Origin of the sequence: Arthrobacter sp. FW306-05-C, assembly GCF_021801725.1 — a bacterium.
In the GTDB taxonomy this organism is placed as follows: domain Bacteria; phylum Actinomycetota; class Actinomycetes; order Actinomycetales; family Micrococcaceae; genus Arthrobacter.
This window is the reverse complement of the sequence record NZ_CP084556.1, coordinates 1,900,221-1,921,297: the sequence shown is the minus strand read 5'-3', so window position 1 is coordinate 1,921,297 and position 21,077 is coordinate 1,900,221. Positions and strand designations below refer to the sequence as shown.

General features: G+C 62.9%; 15 protein-coding genes. 8 read left to right on the top strand and 7 right to left on the bottom strand.

What is annotated here, in order from left to right:
• Positions 1 to 19: 19 nt before the first annotated feature.
• A protein-coding gene (locus tag LFT44_RS08845; RefSeq protein ID WP_236801255.1) for an IS3 family transposase occupies positions 20 to 1,215 on the top strand; the annotation gives its coding sequence in 2 pieces (ribosomal slippage) (positions 20 to 287 and positions 287 to 1,215; 1,197 coding nt in all).
• Positions 1,216 to 1,775: 560 nt separating this feature from the next.
• Positions 1,776 to 1,901 carry a hypothetical protein gene (locus LFT44_RS21970; RefSeq protein ID WP_272910883.1) on the top strand — a complete coding sequence of 42 codons (126 nt, stop codon included), beginning with the start codon at positions 1,776 to 1,778 and terminating at the stop codon, positions 1,899 to 1,901.
• Between the two features lie 121 nt (positions 1,902 to 2,022).
• Here LFT44_RS21970 and LFT44_RS08840 read toward each other — a convergent pair.
• Positions 2,023 to 3,218, bottom strand: a protein-coding gene (locus tag LFT44_RS08840) for an IS3 family transposase (RefSeq protein ID WP_236801255.1) whose coding sequence is annotated in 2 segments (ribosomal slippage) — positions 2,023 to 2,951 and positions 2,951 to 3,218 — 1,197 coding nt in all. Because the reading frame shifts where the segments join, the coding sequence is not laid out codon by codon here.
• A 471-nt stretch (positions 3,219 to 3,689) separates the two neighbouring features.
• Between LFT44_RS08840 and LFT44_RS08835 the strand changes: the two genes are divergently transcribed.
• From LFT44_RS08835 to LFT44_RS08820, 4 genes are all read left to right on the top strand, one after another.
• Positions 3,690 to 4,097, top strand: coding sequence for a hypothetical protein (locus LFT44_RS08835; RefSeq protein ID WP_236802309.1), 408 nt, complete (start codon positions 3,690 to 3,692; stop codon positions 4,095 to 4,097).
• A 637-nt stretch (positions 4,098 to 4,734) separates the two neighbouring features.
• On the top strand, positions 4,735 to 5,046 hold the full coding sequence (locus tag LFT44_RS08830) for a 4a-hydroxytetrahydrobiopterin dehydratase (RefSeq protein ID WP_236802306.1): 312 nt from the start codon (positions 4,735 to 4,737) through the stop codon (positions 5,044 to 5,046).
• A 408-nt stretch (positions 5,047 to 5,454) separates the two neighbouring features.
• Positions 5,455 to 6,672 carry a glycosyltransferase gene (locus LFT44_RS08825; protein ID WP_236802304.1) on the top strand — a complete coding sequence of 406 codons (1,218 nt, stop codon included), beginning with the start codon at positions 5,455 to 5,457 and terminating at the stop codon, positions 6,670 to 6,672.
• A 452-nt stretch (positions 6,673 to 7,124) separates the two neighbouring features.
• A protein-coding gene (locus LFT44_RS08820) for an IS3 family transposase (RefSeq protein ID WP_236800145.1) occupies positions 7,125 to 8,287 on the top strand; the annotation gives its coding sequence in 2 pieces (ribosomal slippage) (positions 7,125 to 7,403 and positions 7,406 to 8,287; 1,161 coding nt in all).
• Between the two features lie 345 nt (positions 8,288 to 8,632).
• Here LFT44_RS08820 and LFT44_RS08815 read toward each other — a convergent pair.
• Positions 8,633 to 9,481 (bottom strand): hypothetical protein, encoded by an 849-nt coding sequence (locus tag LFT44_RS08815; protein ID WP_236802303.1) that lies wholly within the window; start codon positions 9,479 to 9,481, stop codon positions 8,633 to 8,635.
• 554 nt (positions 9,482 to 10,035) lie between these two features.
• On the opposite strand from LFT44_RS08815, the gene LFT44_RS08810 reads away from it, so the two are divergent.
• Entirely contained in the window at positions 10,036 to 10,203 is a 168-nt protein-coding gene (locus LFT44_RS08810) for a hypothetical protein (protein WP_236802301.1), read from the top strand.
• A gap of 116 nt (positions 10,204 to 10,319) precedes the next feature.
• On the opposite strand, the gene LFT44_RS08805 is transcribed toward LFT44_RS08810, so the two are convergent.
• The gene (locus tag LFT44_RS08805) at positions 10,320 to 10,478 is read right to left on the bottom strand and encodes a hypothetical protein (RefSeq protein ID WP_236802300.1); all 159 of its coding nucleotides are present in this window, start codon (positions 10,476 to 10,478) and stop codon (positions 10,320 to 10,322) included.
• Complete coding sequence (locus tag LFT44_RS08800; RefSeq protein ID WP_236802298.1) at positions 10,471 to 13,134, bottom strand: UvrD-helicase domain-containing protein; 2,664 nt, start codon at positions 13,132 to 13,134, stop codon at positions 10,471 to 10,473. The genes LFT44_RS08805 and LFT44_RS08800 overlap by 8 nt, the downstream gene beginning before the upstream one ends.
• A 319-nt stretch (positions 13,135 to 13,453) precedes the next feature.
• Between LFT44_RS08800 and LFT44_RS08795 the strand changes: the two genes are divergently transcribed.
• Complete coding sequence (locus LFT44_RS08795) at positions 13,454 to 13,954, top strand: hypothetical protein (protein WP_236802297.1); 501 nt, start codon at positions 13,454 to 13,456, stop codon at positions 13,952 to 13,954.
• A gap of 247 nt (positions 13,955 to 14,201) precedes the next feature.
• Here LFT44_RS08795 and LFT44_RS08790 read toward each other — a convergent pair whose 3' ends face one another.
• The 3 genes from LFT44_RS08790 to LFT44_RS08780 form a co-directional block, all read right to left on the bottom strand.
• Complete coding sequence (locus LFT44_RS08790; RefSeq protein WP_236802296.1) at positions 14,202 to 16,619, bottom strand: HAD-IC family P-type ATPase; 2,418 nt, start codon at positions 16,617 to 16,619, stop codon at positions 14,202 to 14,204.
• Positions 16,620 to 17,201: 582 nt separating this feature from the next.
• Entirely contained in the window at positions 17,202 to 17,621 is a 420-nt protein-coding gene (locus tag LFT44_RS08785) for a DUF1003 domain-containing protein (protein ID WP_236802294.1), read from the bottom strand.
• A gap of 141 nt (positions 17,622 to 17,762) precedes the next feature.
• On the bottom strand, positions 17,763 to 20,930 hold the full coding sequence (locus tag LFT44_RS08780; protein ID WP_236802292.1) for a beta-phosphoglucomutase family hydrolase: 3,168 nt from the start codon (positions 20,928 to 20,930) through the stop codon (positions 17,763 to 17,765).
• Positions 20,931 to 21,077: the final 147 nt, after the last annotated feature.

The following is a 21,077-nucleotide window of genomic DNA, read 5'->3' as shown; positions in this document are numbered from 1 at the left end:
TCTGCGGGAAGGTGTTCTTGTGAGCACGACACGACGTAAATTCACTCCTGAGTATCGGCGGGAGGCGGCGCGGCTTGTCATCGATACGGGTAGGCCGGTCGCGCCGGTGGCCCGGGAACTGGGGCTGGGTGAGCAGTTGCTCGGCCGGTGGGTGGCCCAGGAGAGGGCGCGTTTGGCCGCTCCTGAGGAGTTCGCCGCGGCGGAGTCGGAGAAGTCGGAGCTGGAGCGTTTGCGCCGGGAAAACGCGCAGCTGCGGATGGATAACGAGTTCTTGGGAAAAGCCGCAGCCTTCTTCGCCTCCAAGCAGCAGAATCGGAATGCTTCGAACTGATGGAGGCCGAGAAGGCTAACTACCCCGTCCAGCGGATGGCCCGGCTGTTGGGGGTGTCCCGGTCCGGGTTTTATGCCTGGCGGAGGCGAAGCTCCGCAGCGTCGGTGCGGGCCGTTGAGCGGGCGGAACTGGACGCAAAGGTCCGGCGTGCCCATGCGGACTCGACCGGGGTTTACGGGGCACCCAGGGTCCGGGCCGTGCTGGCAAGGAACGGGACCGGTGTTGACCGGAAGACGGTGGCGTCCTCGATGCGCCGGCAGGGCCTGGAAGGGGTCTCGCCGCGGCGGTTCCGGCCGGTCGCCCCGATCGGCGGGGTCAGGGTCCATTCGATCCCGGATCTGGTGGCCAGGAAGTGGGACACCGGGGCCTTGGATGCGGTCTGGATCTCGGACATCACCTACCTGCGCACCGATGAAGGCTGGGTGTATTTGTGTGCCATCAGGGACGCCTGCTCCCGACGCGTGATCGGATGGGCGATGGACTCCACCCAAACCACCAGCCTGGTCGAGCGGGCGCTGCGGATGGCCCACGTCCTGCGCGGTAGCGGCCCGGACGGTGTGGTCTTCCATGCCGACCGGGGCACCCAGTACACCTCCACCCAGCTCAATGATGTCTGCGCAGGGCTGGGTATCCGCCAGTCTGTTGGCAGGACGGGCGTGTGTTGGGACAACGCGATGCAGGAATCGTTCTGGTCCACCTTGAAAGCCGAGTTCTACGACCGGCGGCGCTGGGCAACGAGGCAGGACGCAATCCGGGCCACCGGCCGCTGGATCGAGGAGTTCTACAACCGTGCCCGGCTCCACTCAGCCCTGGGCTACAACACCCCCGTGGAGCATGAGCTGCTGCTCACCACGGCACAATCTCAGCCGGTACAAGCCGCCTGATCAACTGTCCACGACTTGCGGGCAACCCCACGCCTTTTGGACGTTTCGTACCACACGCCTAACGAGACCTGAACCGCGCAAGCGTCCATCGACCAACACACCTCCCTTGCAGCCACCAAGACGTTATCTCCCGCCTACTGCGATCTGGCGACGTTGAAGGCCCACATGAGCTCCCAAAGCATTTCCGCGGAACGCCAATTCGTGAGTACCTGCAGGTGAATAGCCGTACGGCGCGTCAGGGTTCCACGGGCCGAAATCATTTAGGACTCGCTAAAGAAAAGGTTCTGGAGAGCCTCAAGTTCCATTACAACGTGGTCGACGAGCTTCGCACTCGAATCACTTCACGCATAGGTGCAGCATATGCGTCCCTGTCAGCAGCGATCCGACCCGCGCCTGTAAGCCGGTCGCTCGGTGTGCACTCCAGGCCGCACGATTCGTAAAGGGAAACAGGAATGCTACGGCCAGATAGAAGATGCCGGGGCCCGGACAATACCACGACAAGAAATACGTGTTTGGCTCCGACAACGTCCGCCCCGCTAAAAAGATTTCGGTGTGCTGGTATGGACCTCTCACCGGCACTTATCGGCCGCCTGGGGCTCAGCGACATCAACGGTGAGTCCGACAAGGTGGACTGGCAGTTCGTCCGGCACGACCGAGTGCCGGCCGGACCATGGCTGGGCACGTAACCACCAGCCCAGTTCCGTTGAGCCCACAAACATAGGGTCCCTGATTTTGCTGTCACCACCTAAACGACCCATACCTAAAGCGTAGGTGGTTTGGGGTTGCCCGCAAGTCGTGGACAGTTGATCAGGCGGCTTGTACCGGCTGAGATTGTGCCGTGGTGAGCAGCAGCTCATGCTCCACGGGGGTGTTGTAGCCCAGGGCTGAGTGGAGCCGGGCACGGTTGTAGAACTCCTCGATCCAGCGGCCGGTGGCCCGGATTGCGTCCTGCCTCGTTGCCCAGCGCCGCCGGTCGTAGAACTCGGCTTTCAAGGTGGACCAGAACGATTCCTGCATCGCGTTGTCCCAACACACGCCCGTCCTGCCAACAGACTGGCGGATACCCAGCCCTGCGCAGACATCATTGAGCTGGGTGGAGGTGTACTGGGTGCCCCGGTCGGCATGGAAGACCACACCGTCCGGGCCGCTACCGCGCAGGACGTGGGCCATCCGCAGCGCCCGCTCGACCAGGCTGGTGGTTTGGGTGGAGTCCATCGCCCATCCGATCACGCGTCGGGAGCAGGCGTCCCTGATGGCACACAAATACACCCAGCCTTCATCGGTGCGCAGGTAGGTGATGTCCGAGATCCAGACCGCATCCAAGGCCCCGGTGTCCCACTTCCTGGCCACCAGATCCGGGATCGAATGGACCCTGACCCCGCCGATCGGGGCGACCGGCCGGAACCGCCGCGGCGAGACCCCTTCCAGGCCCTGCCGGCGCATCGAGGACGCCACCGTCTTCCGGTCAACACCGGTCCCGTTCCTTGCCAGCACGGCCCGGACCCTGGGTGCCCCGTAAACCCCGGTCGAGTCCGCATGGGCACGCCGGACCTTTGCGTCCAGTTCCGCCCGCTCAACGGCCCGCACCGACGCTGCGGAGCTTCGCCTCCGCCAGGCATAAAACCCGGACCGGGACACCCCCAACAGCCGGGCCATCCGCTGGACGGGGTAGTTAGCCTTCTCGGCCTCCATCAGTTCGAAGCATTCCGATTCTGCTGCTTGGAGGCGAAGAAGGCTGCGGCTTTTCCCAAGAACTCGTTATCCATCCGCAGCTGCGCGTTTTCCCGGCGCAAACGCTCCAGCTCCGACTTCTCCGACTCCGCCGCGGCGAACTCCTCAGGAGCGGCCAAACGCGCCCTCTCCTGGGCCACCCACCGGCCGAGCAACTGCTCACCCAGCCCCAGTTCCCGGGCCACCGGCGCGACCGGCCTACCCGTATCGATGACAAGCCGCGCCGCCTCCCGCCGATACTCAGGAGTGAATTTACGTCGTGTCGTGCTCACAAGAACACCTTCCCGCAGAATCCCAGGATCCCGCTACTTCAGGTGTCCACCAACAGAGGCTAACCCCAGGTTTGGAGGGGAGGAATTAGGGGGCGGCAGGTGTTGTCCACCGATGAGTCCTCTCAGTAGCGTGGATTTAGTTGATTTACACCTCTCCCCCACAGCAGACCGAGTGGGGCGATGAGTGACAGAGAGGGCAAGCAGAGCTCTGACGTCAACACCGCGGTGGTCCTTCCGGCACGTTTATTGCCCAGAAATCACCCTTCAGAAGAGCAGTACAGAGCCCAGCGTTTGGCGAGTTCTGACATCCCCAAAACGCAGCGGTGCCATCTGCAAGGCTGTGTGTTTGGGAGACAAAAACCACAGGGACACGCGAGTGGCGGACTGTCTGCCGATGACTCCGCCGCACGCACCAGATGTCTCGTGTCCCTGCGGCTGGTTTTCATCATCATCAACCTTCAGGAATATCCCATGAACAAGCTATCTCGTCTGCTTAGCTCGGCCGCTTTGGCCGGGGGCTTGACCTTCAGCGGATCAGCGCTGGCAGCAGGCGCCGCATTTGCCGATGGTGGTTCCACCACGAACTACCAGGCCGCCCATCAAAAGGGCCACGACAACAACGGCCATAACAAAGACGACCACGACAAGGGTTACAACAAGGACGGCCGCGACAGAGACGGCTATGACAAGGACGGCTTCGACCGCAGTGGCCACGACCGTTGGGGCTATGACAGGGACGGCTATGACCGCAACGGCTACGACTGTAACGGGTACGACCGCCATGGCAACGACAGGCATGGCCACCACAGCAAGTGGCACGGGTGGTACAAGCACGAGAACGGCACGATCATCTACGTCATCGTCATCATCGTGAACTAACCAGTGATCTACTAAACCCGTCCCAGTGTTGCATCTCGACCTGGTTCGGCCCGTAGCCCAAAAGGCAATGGCTCCTTGGTCGCGCTCACCACGGACGAAAACATCACCTTGGTCGGGGGCGGATGGGTCCCGCCCCCGGCTACCCATAGCCGCTGACCCTGCTGCAGGGACGATGGCGATACCGGTTCGACACACCCATCCGTCGGTGAGGGCTGTTGCCTCAATCATGTATTGCGCCTTTTGGGGGAAGCTCCGCATGTTGTTGATGGGTTTCTAATTGCCGTCGGCGCGGTAGAAGTACATTTCCCGGGACCCCGTGGGTGCGTTGCGGAATCCGAAGAAATTCCTGGGCGGTACGATGCACTCCGCTACGAAAAGTCTGGACATGGTCCAAGCCCTCCTTTGAGGGCAATTCCCGAACTCGGTCCGCCGTTTTCTGCCGTTTTCTGCCGTTTTCTGGTACGAATTCATGCGCTTTATCACCGTCGCTGGGCCTTTCCCTCACCAGCCAGGGCGTGACCGCGTAGTCCCCGCGCGTGGGGACGATTTACCCTCAGTGGCTCCCGCCGACCATCACCCTTAAAGGCGTCGTGCCTGCAGGGTAGCCTCATCGGCCTTTCGGAGCCATGATGGCACCATGACTGATCCCCAGCGGAAGCTGTCCGCCGCCGAGCTCGCCGAAGCCGGGCTCACCGGCTGGCGCCTGACCGGCGAGGCCCTCACCGCCACCTTCAGGACCCGAAAGTTCTCCATAGGGCTGGAACTCGTGAACCGCATCGGCACCTCCGCCGAAGAAGCCAACCACCACCCCGACCTCACACTCACCTACCCCGAAGTCGGCGTCACGCTCACAAGCCACGATGTCGGCGGGATCACCAACCGCGACATCGACCTCGCCCGCACCATCAGCGGCCACGCCACGGACCTCGGCGTCGCCGCCGCGGAGTAATTCCGCGTGGTCGGGCGGGGGCCATGAATGGCCGAGGCACTAGACGGCCTTTAGGAAATCGCTGTTATCAGCTTCTGACGGTCGAGATGACCATGGATCATTGACTTCACCTTCTTTTTCCCCCAACGCGTTGGCCGGCCAAATTGCGGTCCCGCTGCTGCTGTCTGCACCGTCTCTGCGCCCTGCGTGGTGATATGCCGGCCTTCATTGTGGGAGCAACTCAAGGGCTGCCGTCCGCCGGACTTCGACCGCGTCTTCCTCTAACACTTTTAGTCCGCGGTTCCACAGCAGCCGCACCAGGCCCAAACACGGCACTCCTGCCAGAGCCTGAGGCCTGGTCCACAGCAAACCAGGCGGCACCATCAACATGCCGGTCATTATCTTCAGTTACTGAAGATAATGACTGGCATGGACATAACTTTCGTCGCAAACGACACTCGTGGTGGGGTCGAACCTTATATTGCACTCGCGCGCGAAGCGGCGTCCCGGGGGCATCGGGTGGGCGCCGCTGCACCTCCGGATTACGAGGACCAGTTCGTCGCTGCAGGCGCACGGTTCACACCCCTGCGAGGCGCCGATAGGGAGGCCATCACTGCAGCGGGCGGCCGGGTGTCGATGCGCGAAATGGCCCAGCTCGTGAGCCTGCTCGCCCAGGACTGGGCTCGTGAAACCGCGGAGCTCGCGCAAGGCTCGCATATGATCGTATCCGGCATCGGCGGGATGGGCCTCGCGCTGCCGGTCGCGGCTTCGACCGGAGCGGCTGCGCTCCGCGCGCACCTGCAGCCACTGGAAGCACCGAGTACCGCCTATCCCGGTCCTCTCGCCCCCGGATTGGACCGCTGGGGTCCGATCGGCCGCCGAGTGTCGCACAGAATCACTGCCGCGGGAACACGGCTGCTCCTTCGAATGCCGGAACAAGCTGCCCGCAATGCACTCGGCATCAAGGGCTCGCCTGAAGTAATACTGCCGGAAATTGTGTACGGGTTCAGCAGTGCGGTGGTCCCCGTCCGATCCGATGTCCACACTCGCCGCCTGGCGACGGGGTATTGGACCCTGAGCAGCAACGGGTCCGCGCCCGATGCGTCGCTCTCGGCGTTCCTCGACGAGCCGGGTCCGGTCGTGAGCATCGGGTTCGGCAGTATGCAGACGGATGACCCGCGAGTCTTGCGCGGCATCGTCGACGAGGCCGCCCGCCTCGTCGACGTGCGAGCCGTGCTGCTCACGGGCTGGGGCGCTCTCGGCGGTGGCACGGACCAGGACGAGCGCGTGTTCTCCGCACCATCCGTCCCTCATGACTGGCTATTCCCCCGGATGTGGGCGAACGTGCACCACGGCGGCGCCGGCACGACGGGCGCAGCGATCGGGGCTGGTGTCCCCACGGTGATCGTCCCGTTCGGCGCTGACCAGCCTTTCTGGGCGCAGCGGGCCCACCGGCTAGGTATCGCACCAAAACCCATACCGCGACGCAAGCTCACCGCAGCGAGTCTGGCCGCCGCACTGGAACAGGCACTAAGCGACGCACATATGACCGCACGGGCGCGTGAATTGGGGGCCCTGCTGGGCCAGGAAACCGGTGTGAAAAGCGCAATAGACGAGATCGAGTCCGCAGTGGAGCGGCGCCGGTGACAGGCAGCCTGACCACTCGAGTCCTCCGCACCATCGCTGCGATCGAGGAAGCACGTACGACGGTGCGTGAGGCGGGAGCCCCTCCTCACGCCTCACGCGGCGGTCGCCCGGCTTAGCCTCCTGCCCAAATTAGGGCCCAAGCAGATCCTCAGGGACAACTTCTGGCACTCGCCCGGCTCCGTTGAGTGGCCTGCACTCCTCGCTAACTCGACCACACCCACCCCAGCAGGGTTGCGTTGGCGTGAAAAGCTACCGGCCTTCCTAATCCCCTCGAGCCGACGCCCGCTCACCTGGCTCTTAGCCCAGGATGAGTACCAGATATTGGCTACGAAGTTATGAGACATAGTTGTGGGAAATCGCCCTTGCCATCGTGCGTACAAGGGGACTGCTGAAGGTTTGATTGACACTTTGCCTGTGAGGATTTGATCCTCGCGGGTGGAAGGATGTTCATCATGCCCAAAGCCTTTCCCGAAGAGTTCCGCCGCGATGTCGTCGCGGTTGCCCGCAAGGGCGAAGCACCCATCACCCAGATCGCCAAGGACTTCGGTGTCTCGCCCGCTGCCCTGCACCGCTGGATGAAGATCGCCGATAGAGAAGATGGCGTGAAGTCCGGGGCGGTGTCCGATGACGCCGCGAAGCTGCGGGAGGCCAACAAACGCATCCGGCTCCTGGAACAGGAAGCCGAAGTCATGCGCCGTGCCGTGGCCTATCTGTCCCGGGACATCAATCCAAAAAAATGATGTACCCGCTGGTCCGCGAGCTGGCTGCCAGGGACGCCCCGATCAGGGTTCCCGTGGCAGTGTCCTGCCGGGTACTGAATTTCTCCAGACAGGCCTACTACCAGTGGGCCGCCAATCCCGTCCCCGCCCGGGACTGGGAAGAAGCCCACTTGATCAACGCGGCCATCGACCACCACCGCGACGATCCTGCCTTCGGATACCGGTTCATCGCCGATGAGATCAACGCCGGTCCCGGCCCGGCCGCCAGCGAACGCCGGATCTGGCGGTTGTGCTCGGAGAACGGCATCCTCTCGGTGATCCACCGGCGGCGCCGCTCAGGGCTCAAGGCCGGCCCTCCGGTCCACGATGACCTCGTCGAACGGGACTTCAGCGCCACGGCACCGAACCGGAAATGGCTCACGGACATCACCGAGCACCACACCGGGGAGGGCAAGCTGTACCTGTGCGCGATCAAGGACCTTCACTCAAACCGGATCGTCGGATACTCGATGGACGGGCGGATGAAAGCGTCCCTGGCCGTCGCCGCCCTGGACCACGCCGTGGCCCTCAGGAAACCGGCGGGCACGGTGGTCCACTCGGACAGAGGGTCCCAGTTCAGATCCAGAAAGTTCGTCCTGGCCCTGAACACCTATGGGCTGAGCGGATCGATGGGCCGGGTCGGGGCCTGCGGTGACAACGCGGCGATGGAATCGTTCTTCTCCCTGCTTCAAAAGAACGTCCTGAACCGGAAACGATGGGAGACCCGGGCCGAGCTCCGGCTGGCCATCACGACCTGGATCGAGCGCAGCTACCACCGCAAACGCCGTCAACGCGCCCTCGGGCGGCTGACACCCATCGAGTTTGAGACAATAAAAAACGCGGCCTCAGCCGCGTAAGAAATTATCAACCACAGCTGTCAACTAAACCTTCAGCAGTCCCAAGGATATCCCGACATTCTGGAGTCGTGGCTGCTCAGTCTCGTGAAGGAACTCATTAGGTCTGATGGAATGCCGCGCCTTACCTCCCCGGTCGATGATCCCTGGTATGCGCACGTAGGGCAGCCGATATGGCCACTACTGCGAAGTTCCAAGCCGAACACCATCAAAAGTGACGCCTTCGAAGCAGCAGTGCATCTGACTACGAAAGTCGGGCACGACGTGTTCGCTGCGCCGTCAATCGTTAACCCTATGCCCGCTTATCCGGGGCCCAGACAGCAAAAGAACAGAATCTGCAACTGTGGGTTAGTAGTAGTCGTCCATGCCGAATTGCCTCCTGAGGTAACGTTCTTGGCGCTCCTTCAGAGTCCCCATGGAAACGGGTTCTTCCTTCAGATCGAGAGATAAAAGCGGAAACGTCCACTTCTCGAGGATAAAACGCAAGTCGCTGCGCAAGCTCTCCGACGGAACTGTGTCCGAAGGCAGGGCCGCTTCGAGCACCTCTCGGGCCTTGTCCCGGCAGAACTCCCAGCGAGTATCTGAGTCGAACGTTGCTCCCTTCCATACCGCCGCAGCAGCCCGCGCCCCTCTCTCCGTGAGAAGTCCAGCCTGCTTCATGGCGAGAACGAGCCGGCCTGCTGCGGTTTCGACGTAGAACTGGTCCGGATCACCTCCCGTCCACATGAAGCCGTCGTCTGTCTCCTCGTAGTCCACGTAAAGGGCATTCTCCCGAGTCCTGAGCAAATCATTGCGCCAGATCCAGTCAACGTCGTTAGGTCCGTCGAGGTAGTGGCTTGGACGAAGCCAGGTTAGGTTACGTTCAATCTCTCCGAAGTCTGCAGGATTGCTCGCATGGACGTTCGCATAGATCAATCGCGGCAAGTGCAAGTAGAAATAGTCGCACCCCTTACGGGCGATCCGCTGATCATGCGTGCGTGCGATGTCAAAAAGAATGAGCACCTTGGCGCTTTCTTCAAGGCAGATCGCCTGGAGTGTTCCTGCCGCTGACTTCTGGCCTTCCTTCAAGAGGTGTTCTATCACCCACATCAATTGTTCAATATGGGCTCCCAGATGCTCCAACCCGTCGCCGATGACTGAAAAACGCTCCTCGCGCTTTAGATCGAATATGTGGTGAAGCCTACGTGCCTGCTTCACAGTGCAAACCCTTCGGAAGGGGCTGAGATATTCGGCGCCATGTCATGTGATGTTATCCGAATCCGCTGGGCCAACTGAGCCTCGTAAACAAGAAGGAACCTCTTAGCGGGTTCCATCAAGAGAATCGGTTTTCCACATAAGCCGGGACTCCCCTACCGCGGCCAACCCCTCATGCTGAGCTGGGTCCATGCTCAGCTAAGAAGACGTCATCCTGCTTTGCGGAAGAACGGGTCCTAGTCATCCAAGAGCACGAGGATGGCGAACAAAACCAAGCTAGGAACTTTGGTCACGTGTTGGGACGTCATGGGCCAACGTCATGAACCTGCTCCTCCCCCGCGATGCGTCGGAATAAGCTGAAGTCCTCAGACAAGTAGGGACCACCTTCGCGGTGGCCCCTACTTGGAGATCTCAAACGCCGAACTGATGCAGGTTCTTGTGGGCGAGTCCCTTGGAGAACGAGTCCTTGACCCGGTCAAATATGTATCGATAGGCTCTTGAGTATGAGTACAGGCCTGGATCAGGAGAGGGCAACAGAGCCTCTGCCTCCTTCCAGGGTGTCCTCAACGGCCTCCTCGGCAGCCGAAGCAAGGGTGCTCGGAGACCTGGCAAGGGCCGGGCAGCGCCTCGCCGAGAATGCTCCGCCCCTGACGGCCGAGCAGGTTGACCGCGTTGTCGCGATCCTGCGGATGAGCGACGACGCGGAGCGCAAGAACATCGCCTAGTCTCCAGTCAACGTCGGCGGATTGGTTCCGTCGCGCTACTCGTCGCATCCAAGTCACCCTGATTCGATAACCTCGGCCCGCCCCAGCTGGAACTGCAGGAGCGGGCGTCGCTTACGTCAGAGGAAATAGTCTTTTGCGTCTGGCCAGGGATTTTTCCACCCTTGGTTCTGTGGGTGGCTGGACAGCCACTCGCGGATATTGATCAGCACCTCGTTGACGTCCGCGGAGCTCAGCGCGAACACGGCAGTCTCCGTCTTGCGCGACGCACTAAGCATCCACGAGTTTTATCGTTCCATTACAGATCGGGTACCCGGTACAGCCGAAGAACCGGCCGTAGCGCCCTTTGCGTTCCCTCATCGTGTGTTTCTTGCATTTCGGGCAGACCACTGGGGTGATGTCGTCGCCTGTCGCGGATCGGATCTTGACGACACGATCTCCGACCAGCTCGAGGAGGAACGCTGATTCCCTACCGGCGCGCGTGACCAGGAGCGCTGAGCGCTTGGCACGGGTCAGTGCGACATAGAACAGGCGTCGTTCTTCTGCGTGTGGGTAGGAGTCGGGGGCGGCCATGGCCAGTTGCAGGAGAGCATCATCCTCGACAATGCTGGGGAATCCGTTCCTCTCAAGGCCGAGCACAACGACGTAGTCTGCCTCCTTTCCTTTCGAGGCGTGCACGGTGTTGAACTCAATGGTCAGGTTGGCGTATCTGGCTTCCAGCGCCGAGGTGACATCGTCCTTGGACCGGGAGTACCGGCCGAGCAGCAGCACAGTAGCTGGCTCAGTGAGCTCTGAGTCAAGGGTCGTCAGGTGCTGCCGAACGGCGGATCCGTAGTGGCTGCGCTCCCGTACACTGACGGCGCATACGGTCTCGACAGCCTCCGGCACTGAAGATCGGACGTTCTTGGAGATTTGATTGGGGTTTTTCATCACGAACCCACCGGCGACATCGCACAGGGACTGCGGGGACCGGAAGGTGCGGTCCAGCCAGATGGTGGACGCTGTCCCGAACCAATAATCGAAGCGGGTCATCACACTGAGGTCTGAGCCCGCGAACCTGTTGATCGACTGCCAGTCGTCGCCGACCGCGTAAAGGTAGTTTCCAGGAGTCTTCATCAGCGCCCTCACCAGCGCCGCACGGGCAAAGCTGGTGTCCTGCATCTCGTCGACCATGACAAGCCGGTAAGGGCTCAGCCACCGGCCCGACTCGACGTGATCGGTGGCGAGATTCAGCATGTCCTCGAAATCGATCTGGCCCGCGGCTCGGAGCTGACGGTCCCATTCGGCGAGGATGACGCCGTACAGACGTGTGAAGAGCCTGGGCCGCAAGGTTTGGCCGGCCCGCTGCGTCAGCACGTCAGGGGTGAGGCGGTTGCCCTTCGCGTGTGTCATGAAGGACCGCATCAGCGCCACCATCGCCTGGTCGCTGATCGGCGGTTCCCCGCGTGCCTCCCTGTAGGGGTCTTCCTCGAGCTGGATTCCGTGCCGGCGGAGCTCCTGTTCGAGGTGCTCGAACCCGGACCCGTCCCGGATGGTTGCCGAGGTTGTCTCGATAAGTCTTGTGCTGTATCGCGTGTGGGTTTGACGCCGCCACGCCATGCTCTCGGCATACCCGTCAAAATGTGGCGGCGGGTTGCCGTCTGAACCGAGCGCCCAGTGCTCATGCCAGACGTCGATGTCCGGATAGTAGAAGTCCGGTTGATACTGACGGTGGTGCGCGTCCGCAACGTCGTGCGCGTAGGGTCGCTCGTATTCATATCGGACGCCGTTGAGGAAGAGCCAGTTGGCGATCATCACCTCTTCCTGGCTCTTGACGACCTCTCCAGCGAGAGTGCCGAAGCCGTTAATACCTGTGTTCCTGTCCCACGTCTCGGGCTCGTCTTCGTCCCCGAGGTCCGGCAGTTGCCTGCCGAACACGAGCCGGAAAAGGTCCCAGTCACGCCGGAAGGCCGGGTCCCGGTCACGGAGCCCATCAACGATCGCCGCGAGCCGCCCGATCCCGTTGCCATTGGTGATGTCATCGGGGACTGAAGGTTTTCGACCGGTGGCTTCACCGACGACTCGCAGTCCGAAGGCGTGAAAAGTGCTCGAGGCTACCGACGCACCGTCATCGCCGAGGCGGGAGACGAGCCGCTCCGAGAGCTCACCGGCTGCCTTTTTGTTGAATGCGAGGGCGAGGATCTCCGTCGGCTGCGCGATGCCACGCCGGATCGCATACCCGGCGCGGGCTACCATCGTCGACGTCTTCCCGGAGCCCGCGGCCGCGATGACACGCACCCGGTTGTCGAAGCAGACCGTCGCCCTCGTCTGCTCTTCCGTCAACGGCGACTTCTCGACCCTGCGGAAGAAGTCCGCCAACTCGTTTTTCTCCCACTCCAGGAACGCCTCGTTCCTCTGGGCAGCCCACTTTGGCAAGTCAGTGGTGCGGCAGGCGTCGACTGCGGCACGCTGGTCCTCACGTTTACCATTGGGAAGCCCGGAGAGCCTCGGATCGCTGTCTACAGCCAGCCACACAGCGACGTCCGGACGGGAGCCCTCGAGCGCGGCGATCGTGTCCTGGTCCGCCCACCGGAGTCGGTCCATCACATCCCGGACCCGGGACCACCACAGGCTGGCCGCCTCGCCCTGCTCCTCAGCCTTTGAGAGCAGGGCGGCGAGATGCCGTCGCTCATCGAGCTCGGAGTGGTACGCAGCGGCGACCTCACGCGCCGCGCGACGAGACAGCCCATTGAGCACCGTCTCCGTCCCGTGGACGAGAGTGACGATGAGCTGCCCTGAGCCTTCATCGACTGCGAGTCCGAGGACGTCGATGACATCAGCGTCCACCTCCTGGGGGATTCCGCAGACGCGCAGGCGGCCCTCAAGGATCGACAGCACCCATGACCCGGCACCTCTGAACGCGCGTGCCCACCAACCCGGCTTCCACTCCGTCATGCTTCCCCCGACTCACACATGTTCAAAAGGAGACCATTTGCCCTTTTCCAAGGTATCGGCGCGAAATTGTGCGTCGTCGGGTGCCTTCACCGGGTTCGTGCTGATCCGCAGCCTACCGGTAACACGACCAAACCGACGTATTAGAAAGACTTGCCGCTTCAAGGGGCTCCAAGGAACCGAGTGTAACGGCCGGCGCTGCCCATTATCGTGCGGGTTACTGGACTCGGCGAGCTTGCCCGTCAACCCTTCGATGGCATGGTGGAGGTGGATTCCCCAACATGGAAGGATATGGCAGAGGTCTTGGGAGAAGGAACGGGTTGTGAGCACCACACACGAAGAAGTGAAAGCCGACCACGGGGCGCAAAAGAAACGTCCGCTCGTCCGCGTTGAGCCGCAAAGCCACCGTGACGACGGGTCGCCCAACGCAGGTGAAAATCAGGCGTATGTGACCCGCTCGGGCAAGCTTTTCCACACTGAACGGTGCTCGATCATGGATGGTCACTGGCGGGCCGTCAATGGAGGCATCTACGTGACCATGATTGCGGATGTGAGCCCGAGGGGACGCTGCACGCAATGCGACAGGGACCCTGAAGTGATGAAGCGCTCCGAATTCGAGCAGGCGGAGTGGCGACGACTCAACCAGGAATTGGACCAACTGGGCCGGACCATAGCGCGAACCCTCGTGGTGAAGGGACCGGAGGGGGTCAACACATTGGGCCCTCAAGTGATCCGGTTCAGGGAAACCGAGGCAGAGCTGATTGCATTGTCCGGTCGCGGCGGGGTCTCGTCTCCGTACTCAAACGAAGCTTCGAACTCGTAGCTATTCCTTCATCGGCAGACTCCGGCCGGCTACAAGCTGACGCTGATCCTAGTCCTTCACGTCCTGTGGCCCTTCGTGGGCGCCGGCGGACGACAGATGTACAACCGTGCCCCGACCCTATTCCCGCTGAAGAGCGGGGTTGTGAGCCGGAGGTTTTCCCGTGCATGACGTGCCCGAGGATGCAACCCTGCTCTTTCACGGCATTGAGTTGAGTTCAAATCCGTCACTGGGAGTGACAGTGACGTGGCTATTCGTGTGGGTAGCGCCGGCTGTGGGTGCGGGCCAGGATTTCGACGGCGAGGGTTCCTCCGAGCGCGGCGACGAGGGACGCGGCCATCAGGGCGGCCGGAGGCCATTCGAAGGTGAAGAAATCATGCAGGAGAGGTACGGTCAGCACGAGGAGAAGCCCGGTGTACATGGCACCGATGATGGCTGACCGCTGCAGGTTCAGTGGCCGTGAGGTGACCACCAGTATCCACAGGGCCACCAGGGAGAGAGTGATGACCGATGCGGTCCTGGCGGCGTCGGCCGTGTAGCCGCTGGTGAGGGTGGAATAGGCGTTGAGGGCGAGGACCGCGGCGGCGACGATCAGTCCGGCGGGCACGGCGAATGTCAGGGAGCGTTTGAGGAATCCCGAGGTGTAGCGGCGGGTGTTGGGCATGAGGGCGAGGAAGAAGGCGGGGATGCCGATGGTGAGACCGTCGGTGGCGGAGAGCTGGCGCGGCAGGAACGGGAAGGCCCACAGCAGCGCTCCGAAGACCACCGAGAGGGCGATGGCGTAGGTCGTCTTGGTCAGGAACAGCATCGAGACGCGCTCGATGTTCGCGATCACGCGCCGTCCCTCCGCGACGACCCCGGGAAGCCGGTCGAATCGGCCGTCCAGGAGCACGAGCCGGGACACGGCCTTGGTGGCGGCCGCGGCGGAGCCCATGGCGATGCCGATGTCCGCCTCCTTCAGAGCCAGTGCGTCGTTCACTCCGTCACCGGTCATTGCCACGGTGTGTCCGCTGCGCTGCAGGGCCCGGATCATGTCCTTCTTCTGAGCCGGGGTGACCCGGCCGAAGACCACATGATTCTCCATTACCTCGGCCATCAGCTCCGGATCCGTCGGCAGGTGGCGGGCGTCGTAGCCGCCGCCTGTGTCCAGTCCCACCTCGCGGGCCACGGCGGAAACCGTGTGGGGATCGTCGCCGGAGATGATCCTCAGGCCAACGCCCTGCTCCCGAAAAAAGGCCAGGGTCCGGTCGGCATCCGGCCGGACCTTTTCTCGGAAGGTGAGCAGGACGGCCGGGACCGGGCCAACGGGCAGCTGGGCCTCCTGCGGGTCCTTCACCGATAGTGTCCCGGGCGCGTGGGCCAGTACCAGGGTCCGCAGCCCGGCCGAGGCCAGAGTGGCAGCGGCGTTCAGGACCTGTGCCGTGTCCGGATCGCCGGCTGTGAGCACCAGATCCGGGGCGCCGAGCACCCATATCCCCTCGGCACCGTGGTCTTCGCCGAAACTGACGGCGCTCCACTTCCTGGCCGAGGAAAACGCAACCGCCGAGACCGGGCTGAGGCCGCCGTCGGCAGGGAACGCCTCCCCGAGGCAGCGGGCTGTGGCATTGGCATTGGGGTCGGCGCCGAACCAGCCCAGGGCATCCTCCCAGCCCGGGGCCGGCGCAGCACCGGTCCCGTGGACGGCGTCGAAGACGATCCTGCCCTCGGTGAGGGTACCGGTCTTGTCCAGGCAGAGGACATCGACCCGGGCGAGGCCCTCGACGGCAGCGAGCTCCTGGATGAGGACTTTTTCACGTGCCAGCCGTACGCCTCCGACGGCGAACGCGACGCTGGTCAGCAGCACCAGGCCCAATGGGATCATGGCGATGACGCTGGCGACCGCGCCGACGGCACCGGTTCTCCAGGTCCCGGTGCTGATGGCCTGTTCCCAACCGCCGTTGGCCTGCATCTGACCGTTCACGACAAGGGCCATGACGGGCAGGAGCCCCCAGGAGATCCATCGCAGGATCCTGTTCAGACTGCTGCGGATCTCGGAGTTGACCAGGGAAAAGCGTTTGGCCTCGGCGGTCAGACGGCTCGCGAAGGAGTCGGCGCCCACTCGGACCACGCGCGCCCTGCCCTGCCCGGCAACGACGCTGGAGCCGGAGAGCGCTTCCGTCCCGGGCCCCTTGTCCACCGGGTCGGATTCACCGGTGAGCAGCGATTCATCAATTTGAAGGCCCTCACTCTCGAGCACGGCAGCGTCCGCGCTCACCTGGTCCCCGGTACGCAACACGATGACGTCATCGAGGACGACATCCTGGATGGCAATGTCCTGGACGGAACCGTCGCGGAGCACCCGGGCGTACGGGGCATCGAGTACAGCGAGCCGGTCCAGGGACCTTTTGGCCCTGTATTCCTGCACGACCCCGATGACGGCGTTGCTCACGGCGGCGAAGCCGAAGAGCGCGTCCCGCCACTCGCCCAGCAGAAGCAGCAGCACGAAGCTGCCGGCCACGATGGCATTGAACATGGTCAGAACGTTGGCACGGAAAATTTGCCACAGGCTCCGGCTGGAATCGTCCGCTACCCGGTTGCCCAGACCCGCCTCGACACGGATGGCAACCTCCCTACCGGACAGGCCCAGCGAGTTTACTCTCGGCCGGTGCGGGGCGCGTCCCGGGCTCAAGCGTCGTTCCTGTGCCCCAGGATGGAAGCAGCACGGGTTCCGCGTCGGCGGCCGACAGCACTACCGTTCACCAATATCACCCGCCGCCTGAACCCCCGGATTAAACAGGCTTCCACCTTCGGGAGACGTGATTTTTCTGGCATCCTGCTGGTATCGCTGCAGCTTTTCTTGTGCGCACAGCGGCGCAGGGCCGAGCTGCGCAGTTCCTTACTCGATAGTGAACGCGGATCCGTGAAGCGCTCCGGTTCACTAGTCTTTCGGGCCGGAACGCGGGCAGAAGGCGTTTCCTCTTCGCTCATGCATCATGGTCCCACAGTGGCCCCGACGCCGGACCCGGACCTGTTTAAGGCTGTAAGGCAAAGACCGTGGTGATGATCAAGAGAATCAGGCTGCGGCCGCGCAAACGCCACCCCAGAACCGCCCATGCGCCGGCCCGATGCGTACGCACGGCTTTCAAACCCACGACGGCGACGGCGGTCAACTCAACGGATCATATGCTCAGTTCCGCCAGGCGTGGTTCCGCCGTCCGATGGGCGGAGCCAGCAGCCGACTCAGGACTGGGACCGCCGGGGCCCGTCCTCGCTATGGCCTGTTGTTGCTGGCGGAGAGCAGCGATTGAAGTTCACGCAGGATCACGAGCTGCTGTTCGTTAATCTTCGTCAGCTGCTCAATTTCGGCTTTCGCTGCCATGTCGGTGTCGTAGTCGTGCTGGGCCATGACCGAGGCGATGGCGTCCTGGCGCCTGGCGGCGATCAAGAGGATTGCACCCTGAAGACCGGCGAGCATCGACAGAAACAGGTTCAGCAGGATGTAGGGGTAAGCGTCCCAGGCGCGGCTGGCCAGCGCGAAGCTGTTAACGGCGGCCCACAGGATCATAAAGAGGATGAATCCGCCGACGAATGGCCAGCTGCCCATGCCGTTGCGCAAATAGTCGGCCGCCCGCTCCCCCTTGGTCAAGGACGACTTGTGCCTGGTGTGCCAGGTGGTTTTTGGCTCGCTCATGTCTCAGGGTAGCCCTGCCCGCTCATCGAACTGTCCAACAGCATGGGATCGAGGAAAACGCTTTGCGCTGCGTCACCGTGCCCGCCGCCGGAATCGCACACCTCCTCCATGTCAGGGAGGCGGACCCGGAACGCCACGGGTTCAACCCGCGGTATCCGGTCCGGACAGCACGAACTTCCGCGTCTCGCCGGCGCCTAAATGGACCTGGTCACTACCGACCTGTACGCAGACAGCGGCTGCGTCTCCGGGTGCGGCGGAAACAGTCAATGTGCCGTGGTCGAGGCTGACTTCGAGCAATTGGTCCCGGTAGCGGATACGGAAGGACACCGCTCTTATCCCTGCGGGCATCTTGGGGGAAAACAGGAGGGCATCCCTGGTCATCCTCAGGCCAGCGAAGCTGCGCTGGATCACATCGATGCTTCCTGCCATGGCGCCAAGGTGGATGCCTGTGTGCGTGGTGCCTCCCTGGGTGTCGTCAAGGTCGGCGGTGAGCGCTTCCCGGAAAGTGCTCCAGGCCCGGCCCGGGTCCATCGCGGCCAGTACCGAGGCGTGGGCCACGCGGCTTAGGGTGGAGCCGTGGGCCGTGCGTGCCAGGTAGTAGTCCACTGTCGCCGCGAGCTGGGCCGCGGTCACTGGGTAACCCAGCCGGGCCAGGAAGAGCATCAACTCCTTCTCGCCCAGGACGTACAGGAGCATCAGCACGTCGGCCTGTTTGGCCAGGCGGTACCGGTTGGTGCTGTCCCCCTCGGCTTCCAGAATCAGGTCGAGGCGCTCGATGTTTTTGTATCTGTTCCGGTAGTGCTCCCAGTCGAGTTCCTGCAGATGTTCGTAACCGTCGAACTGGCTGATGATGCCATCGCCGGAGAACGGGACGAACATCCGTTTGCTGACGTGCAGCCAAACTTCCATCTCCGCCGGATCAATCGACAGGCGCCCCCGTAGATCCTCCAGATCGTGGCCGTGAAGCATCGTCATGATCTCGTGGGCCTGTTCGCAGACCCACGCAGCCATGACATTCGTGTAGGCGTTGTCATTCAATCCCCCGCCGGGGTTGTCCGGGTAGCCTGTATGGTATTCGTCCGGGCCCATGACTCCGCGAACATGGAAGCGGTCCTCTTCGTCATCGTATTCGGACATGGAGGCTACGAGCCGCGCCACTTCCACAACCAGCTCGGCGCCATGATGCAAGAGCCAGTCCCGGTCCTGCGTGGCCAGGAAATATTGCCATGCGTTGAAGGCCACGGTCAGGCCGGCATGCCGCTGAAGATGGGAATAGTCCGGTGCCCAACGGCCGGACCGCCGGCTGAAAAGCCAACGGGGTGTCTCTTCCCTGCCGTCGCTGCCGCTCTGCCACGGGAGCAAGGCCCCCCGGAACCCGGCTGCAGCGGCCGCTTCCCGGGCCGCCGGCAGCCTGCGCCAGCGGTAGTCAATAAGGGAGCGGGCAACGGAGGGCATCCGTGAGGTAAGAAGGGGCAGGACGAAGAGTTCATCCCAGAAGATGTGGCCGCGGTATCCTTCCCCATGCAGCCCGCGGGCGGGCACACCGGCATCTAGTTCAGCCGTGTGCGGGCTCAGGGCCTGCAGCACGTGGAAGACGTGAAGATTCAGGATCAGCTGGACCTGGGGGCTCCCGTCGATGGTGACGACGAACAGGTGCAGCAATCTTCCCCAGGCCTCCTCGTGCTCGGAGAGCATGCTGTCAAAACCCTGCCCGCTGGCCCTGAGCACTAACTTCGCACCGGACGCCGGCGAGGAGACGGCGCGGTCGCGGGAGGTCACGATTGCTGCAGTCTTGGTCACCACCAGCGGCATGGCATCGGTCAGGGGGACTTCGAAGGAGCGGAAATACAATCCCGCTTCCTCACCAGGCGTGCCGCTGCCTGCCGGTCCGGAAACCTGGGTCTGTAGCGCTGTCGCGATCCTGATATGGCTTTGGCTCGTCTCAACTTCTATTACCGGGGCCGGTTCTGCCGGGCCTGACACTTTGAGTACGGCCAGATGATTGTGGGACAGGAGCGCGTCCTCCGGCACGTTTTCGTTGGTCACCCCGGTATCCACTCCGCTGCGGATTCTCACGGATGCGCTCCAACCCCTGGCAGTGAAGGTTGTCTCCAGTGCCATCAGATGGGGCTGGGCCATCGATACGAACCGGCGCTGAACCACTTCCAGCCGCCGCCCGTCATCTGCCTCCAGCACGACTTCCCGCTGAAGAGTGGCCCGAAGCAGGTCAAGCACACGCCGCTCACGGCGGATCTTCAGGCCGCCCCGGGACCACCAGTCCGTCTCCTCCAGCCGGACGTCCAGCACCATCCAGTTGGGGACATTGACCATGTGTTCGTCTTCGGACGCCTGGCCTTGTACGTCGCTGACCAGCCTGTTGTAGACACCGGCGAGGTAGGTGCCGGGATAACGGACCCCGCTCATTTTGCTCTCCGGGGCAGCTCCACGCACGGCCAGGTACCCGTTTCCCAGCGTGGTCAGAGCTTCCCGGTGCCCTTCGTGGGCCGGATCGTAACCCTCATAGACGAGGCGCCACGGGTCGGTCAGAACACGCCCCAGATCCAGCTCGCTCACGTCGTTCAGCACGACGTCGGCGCCTGCCGCCTCCAGCTTTGCCCTCCTGATATCAGCCCTGTCTATCCCAACAATGAGCCCGAATCCCCCTCGATGTGCCGCTTCGACGCCGGCGACGGCATCTTCGATCACCACGGCGCGGGCAGGAAGGATCCCCATCCGGTGCGCGACTTCAAGGAATAATGCCGGGTCAGGTTTGCCTGCAAGCCCCAGCTCGCGGGCAATGGCACCATCCATGACCAGGTCGAAGGCATTGGACAGGCCAGCGGCTGCCAGGACAGCGGACGCGTTCCGGCTTGACGTTGCCAGGACCACAGGAACCAGTGCCGACCGCAGCCTTTCCAGCAACGCTACCGTTCCGGGGAAGGCCACCGCACCCTCACGTCCCAGCCGCTCCCTGAACAGGCGGTTCTTGCGCTCAGCCAGGCCGTGGACCGACCATGCGCCGGCACGATCCAACGCGTCACCCACAGGCAGTGCAATGCCACGGGAACCCAGGAAGGCTTCCACACCGTCTTCCCGAGGCCTGCCGTCCACATACGTCTGGTAGTCACTGCTGCTGAAGGGATCCCTCCGTGCCGTTGGCGGGACGCGGCGGTCTTTGAGCACCTCATTGAAGAGGTCCCTCCACGCTGTCTCATGCAGCGCGGCCGTGTCCGTTACCACGCCATCCAAGTCAAAGATCACAGCGTCAAAAGGCGACAAAGCGGCAGCGGCTGTAAGTGACTCCGTCATAGCTCATCCCTACCAGACATCAGAATGAGCGGCCAGTGGCATTGGCCCCGGTGACCACTCCTTAGTACCTCAGCCAGGCACCGTTATGGTCAAGCTCCCCGCCTAAAGCTTCCCAAGTTCGTGCTGTCATCTCGAGGGAGAGCCGGG

Bases quoted from the DNA above. Each gene is read 5' to 3' on its own strand.
- LFT44_RS21970 (WP_272910883.1), top strand. From the start codon at position 1,776: ATGGACCTCTCACCGGCACTTATCGGCCGCCTGGGGCTCAGCGACATC.
- LFT44_RS08780 (WP_236802292.1), bottom strand. From the start codon at position 20,930: ATGACGGAGTCACTTACAGCCGCTGCCGCTTTGTCGCCTTTTGACGCT.
- LFT44_RS08805 (WP_236802300.1), bottom strand. From the start codon at position 10,478: ATGCTTAGTGCGTCGCGCAAGACGGAGACTGCCGTGTTCGCGCTGAGC.
- LFT44_RS08835 (WP_236802309.1), top strand. From the start codon at position 3,690: ATGAACAAGCTATCTCGTCTGCTTAGCTCGGCCGCTTTGGCCGGGGGC.
- LFT44_RS08825 (WP_236802304.1), top strand. From the start codon at position 5,455: ATGGACATAACTTTCGTCGCAAACGACACTCGTGGTGGGGTCGAACCT.
- LFT44_RS08830 (WP_236802306.1), top strand. From the start codon at position 4,735: ATGACTGATCCCCAGCGGAAGCTGTCCGCCGCCGAGCTCGCCGAAGCC.
- LFT44_RS08800 (WP_236802298.1), bottom strand. From the start codon at position 13,134: ATGACGGAGTGGAAGCCGGGTTGGTGGGCACGCGCGTTCAGAGGTGCC.
- LFT44_RS08785 (WP_236802294.1), bottom strand. From the start codon at position 17,621: ATGAGCGAGCCAAAAACCACCTGGCACACCAGGCACAAGTCGTCCTTG.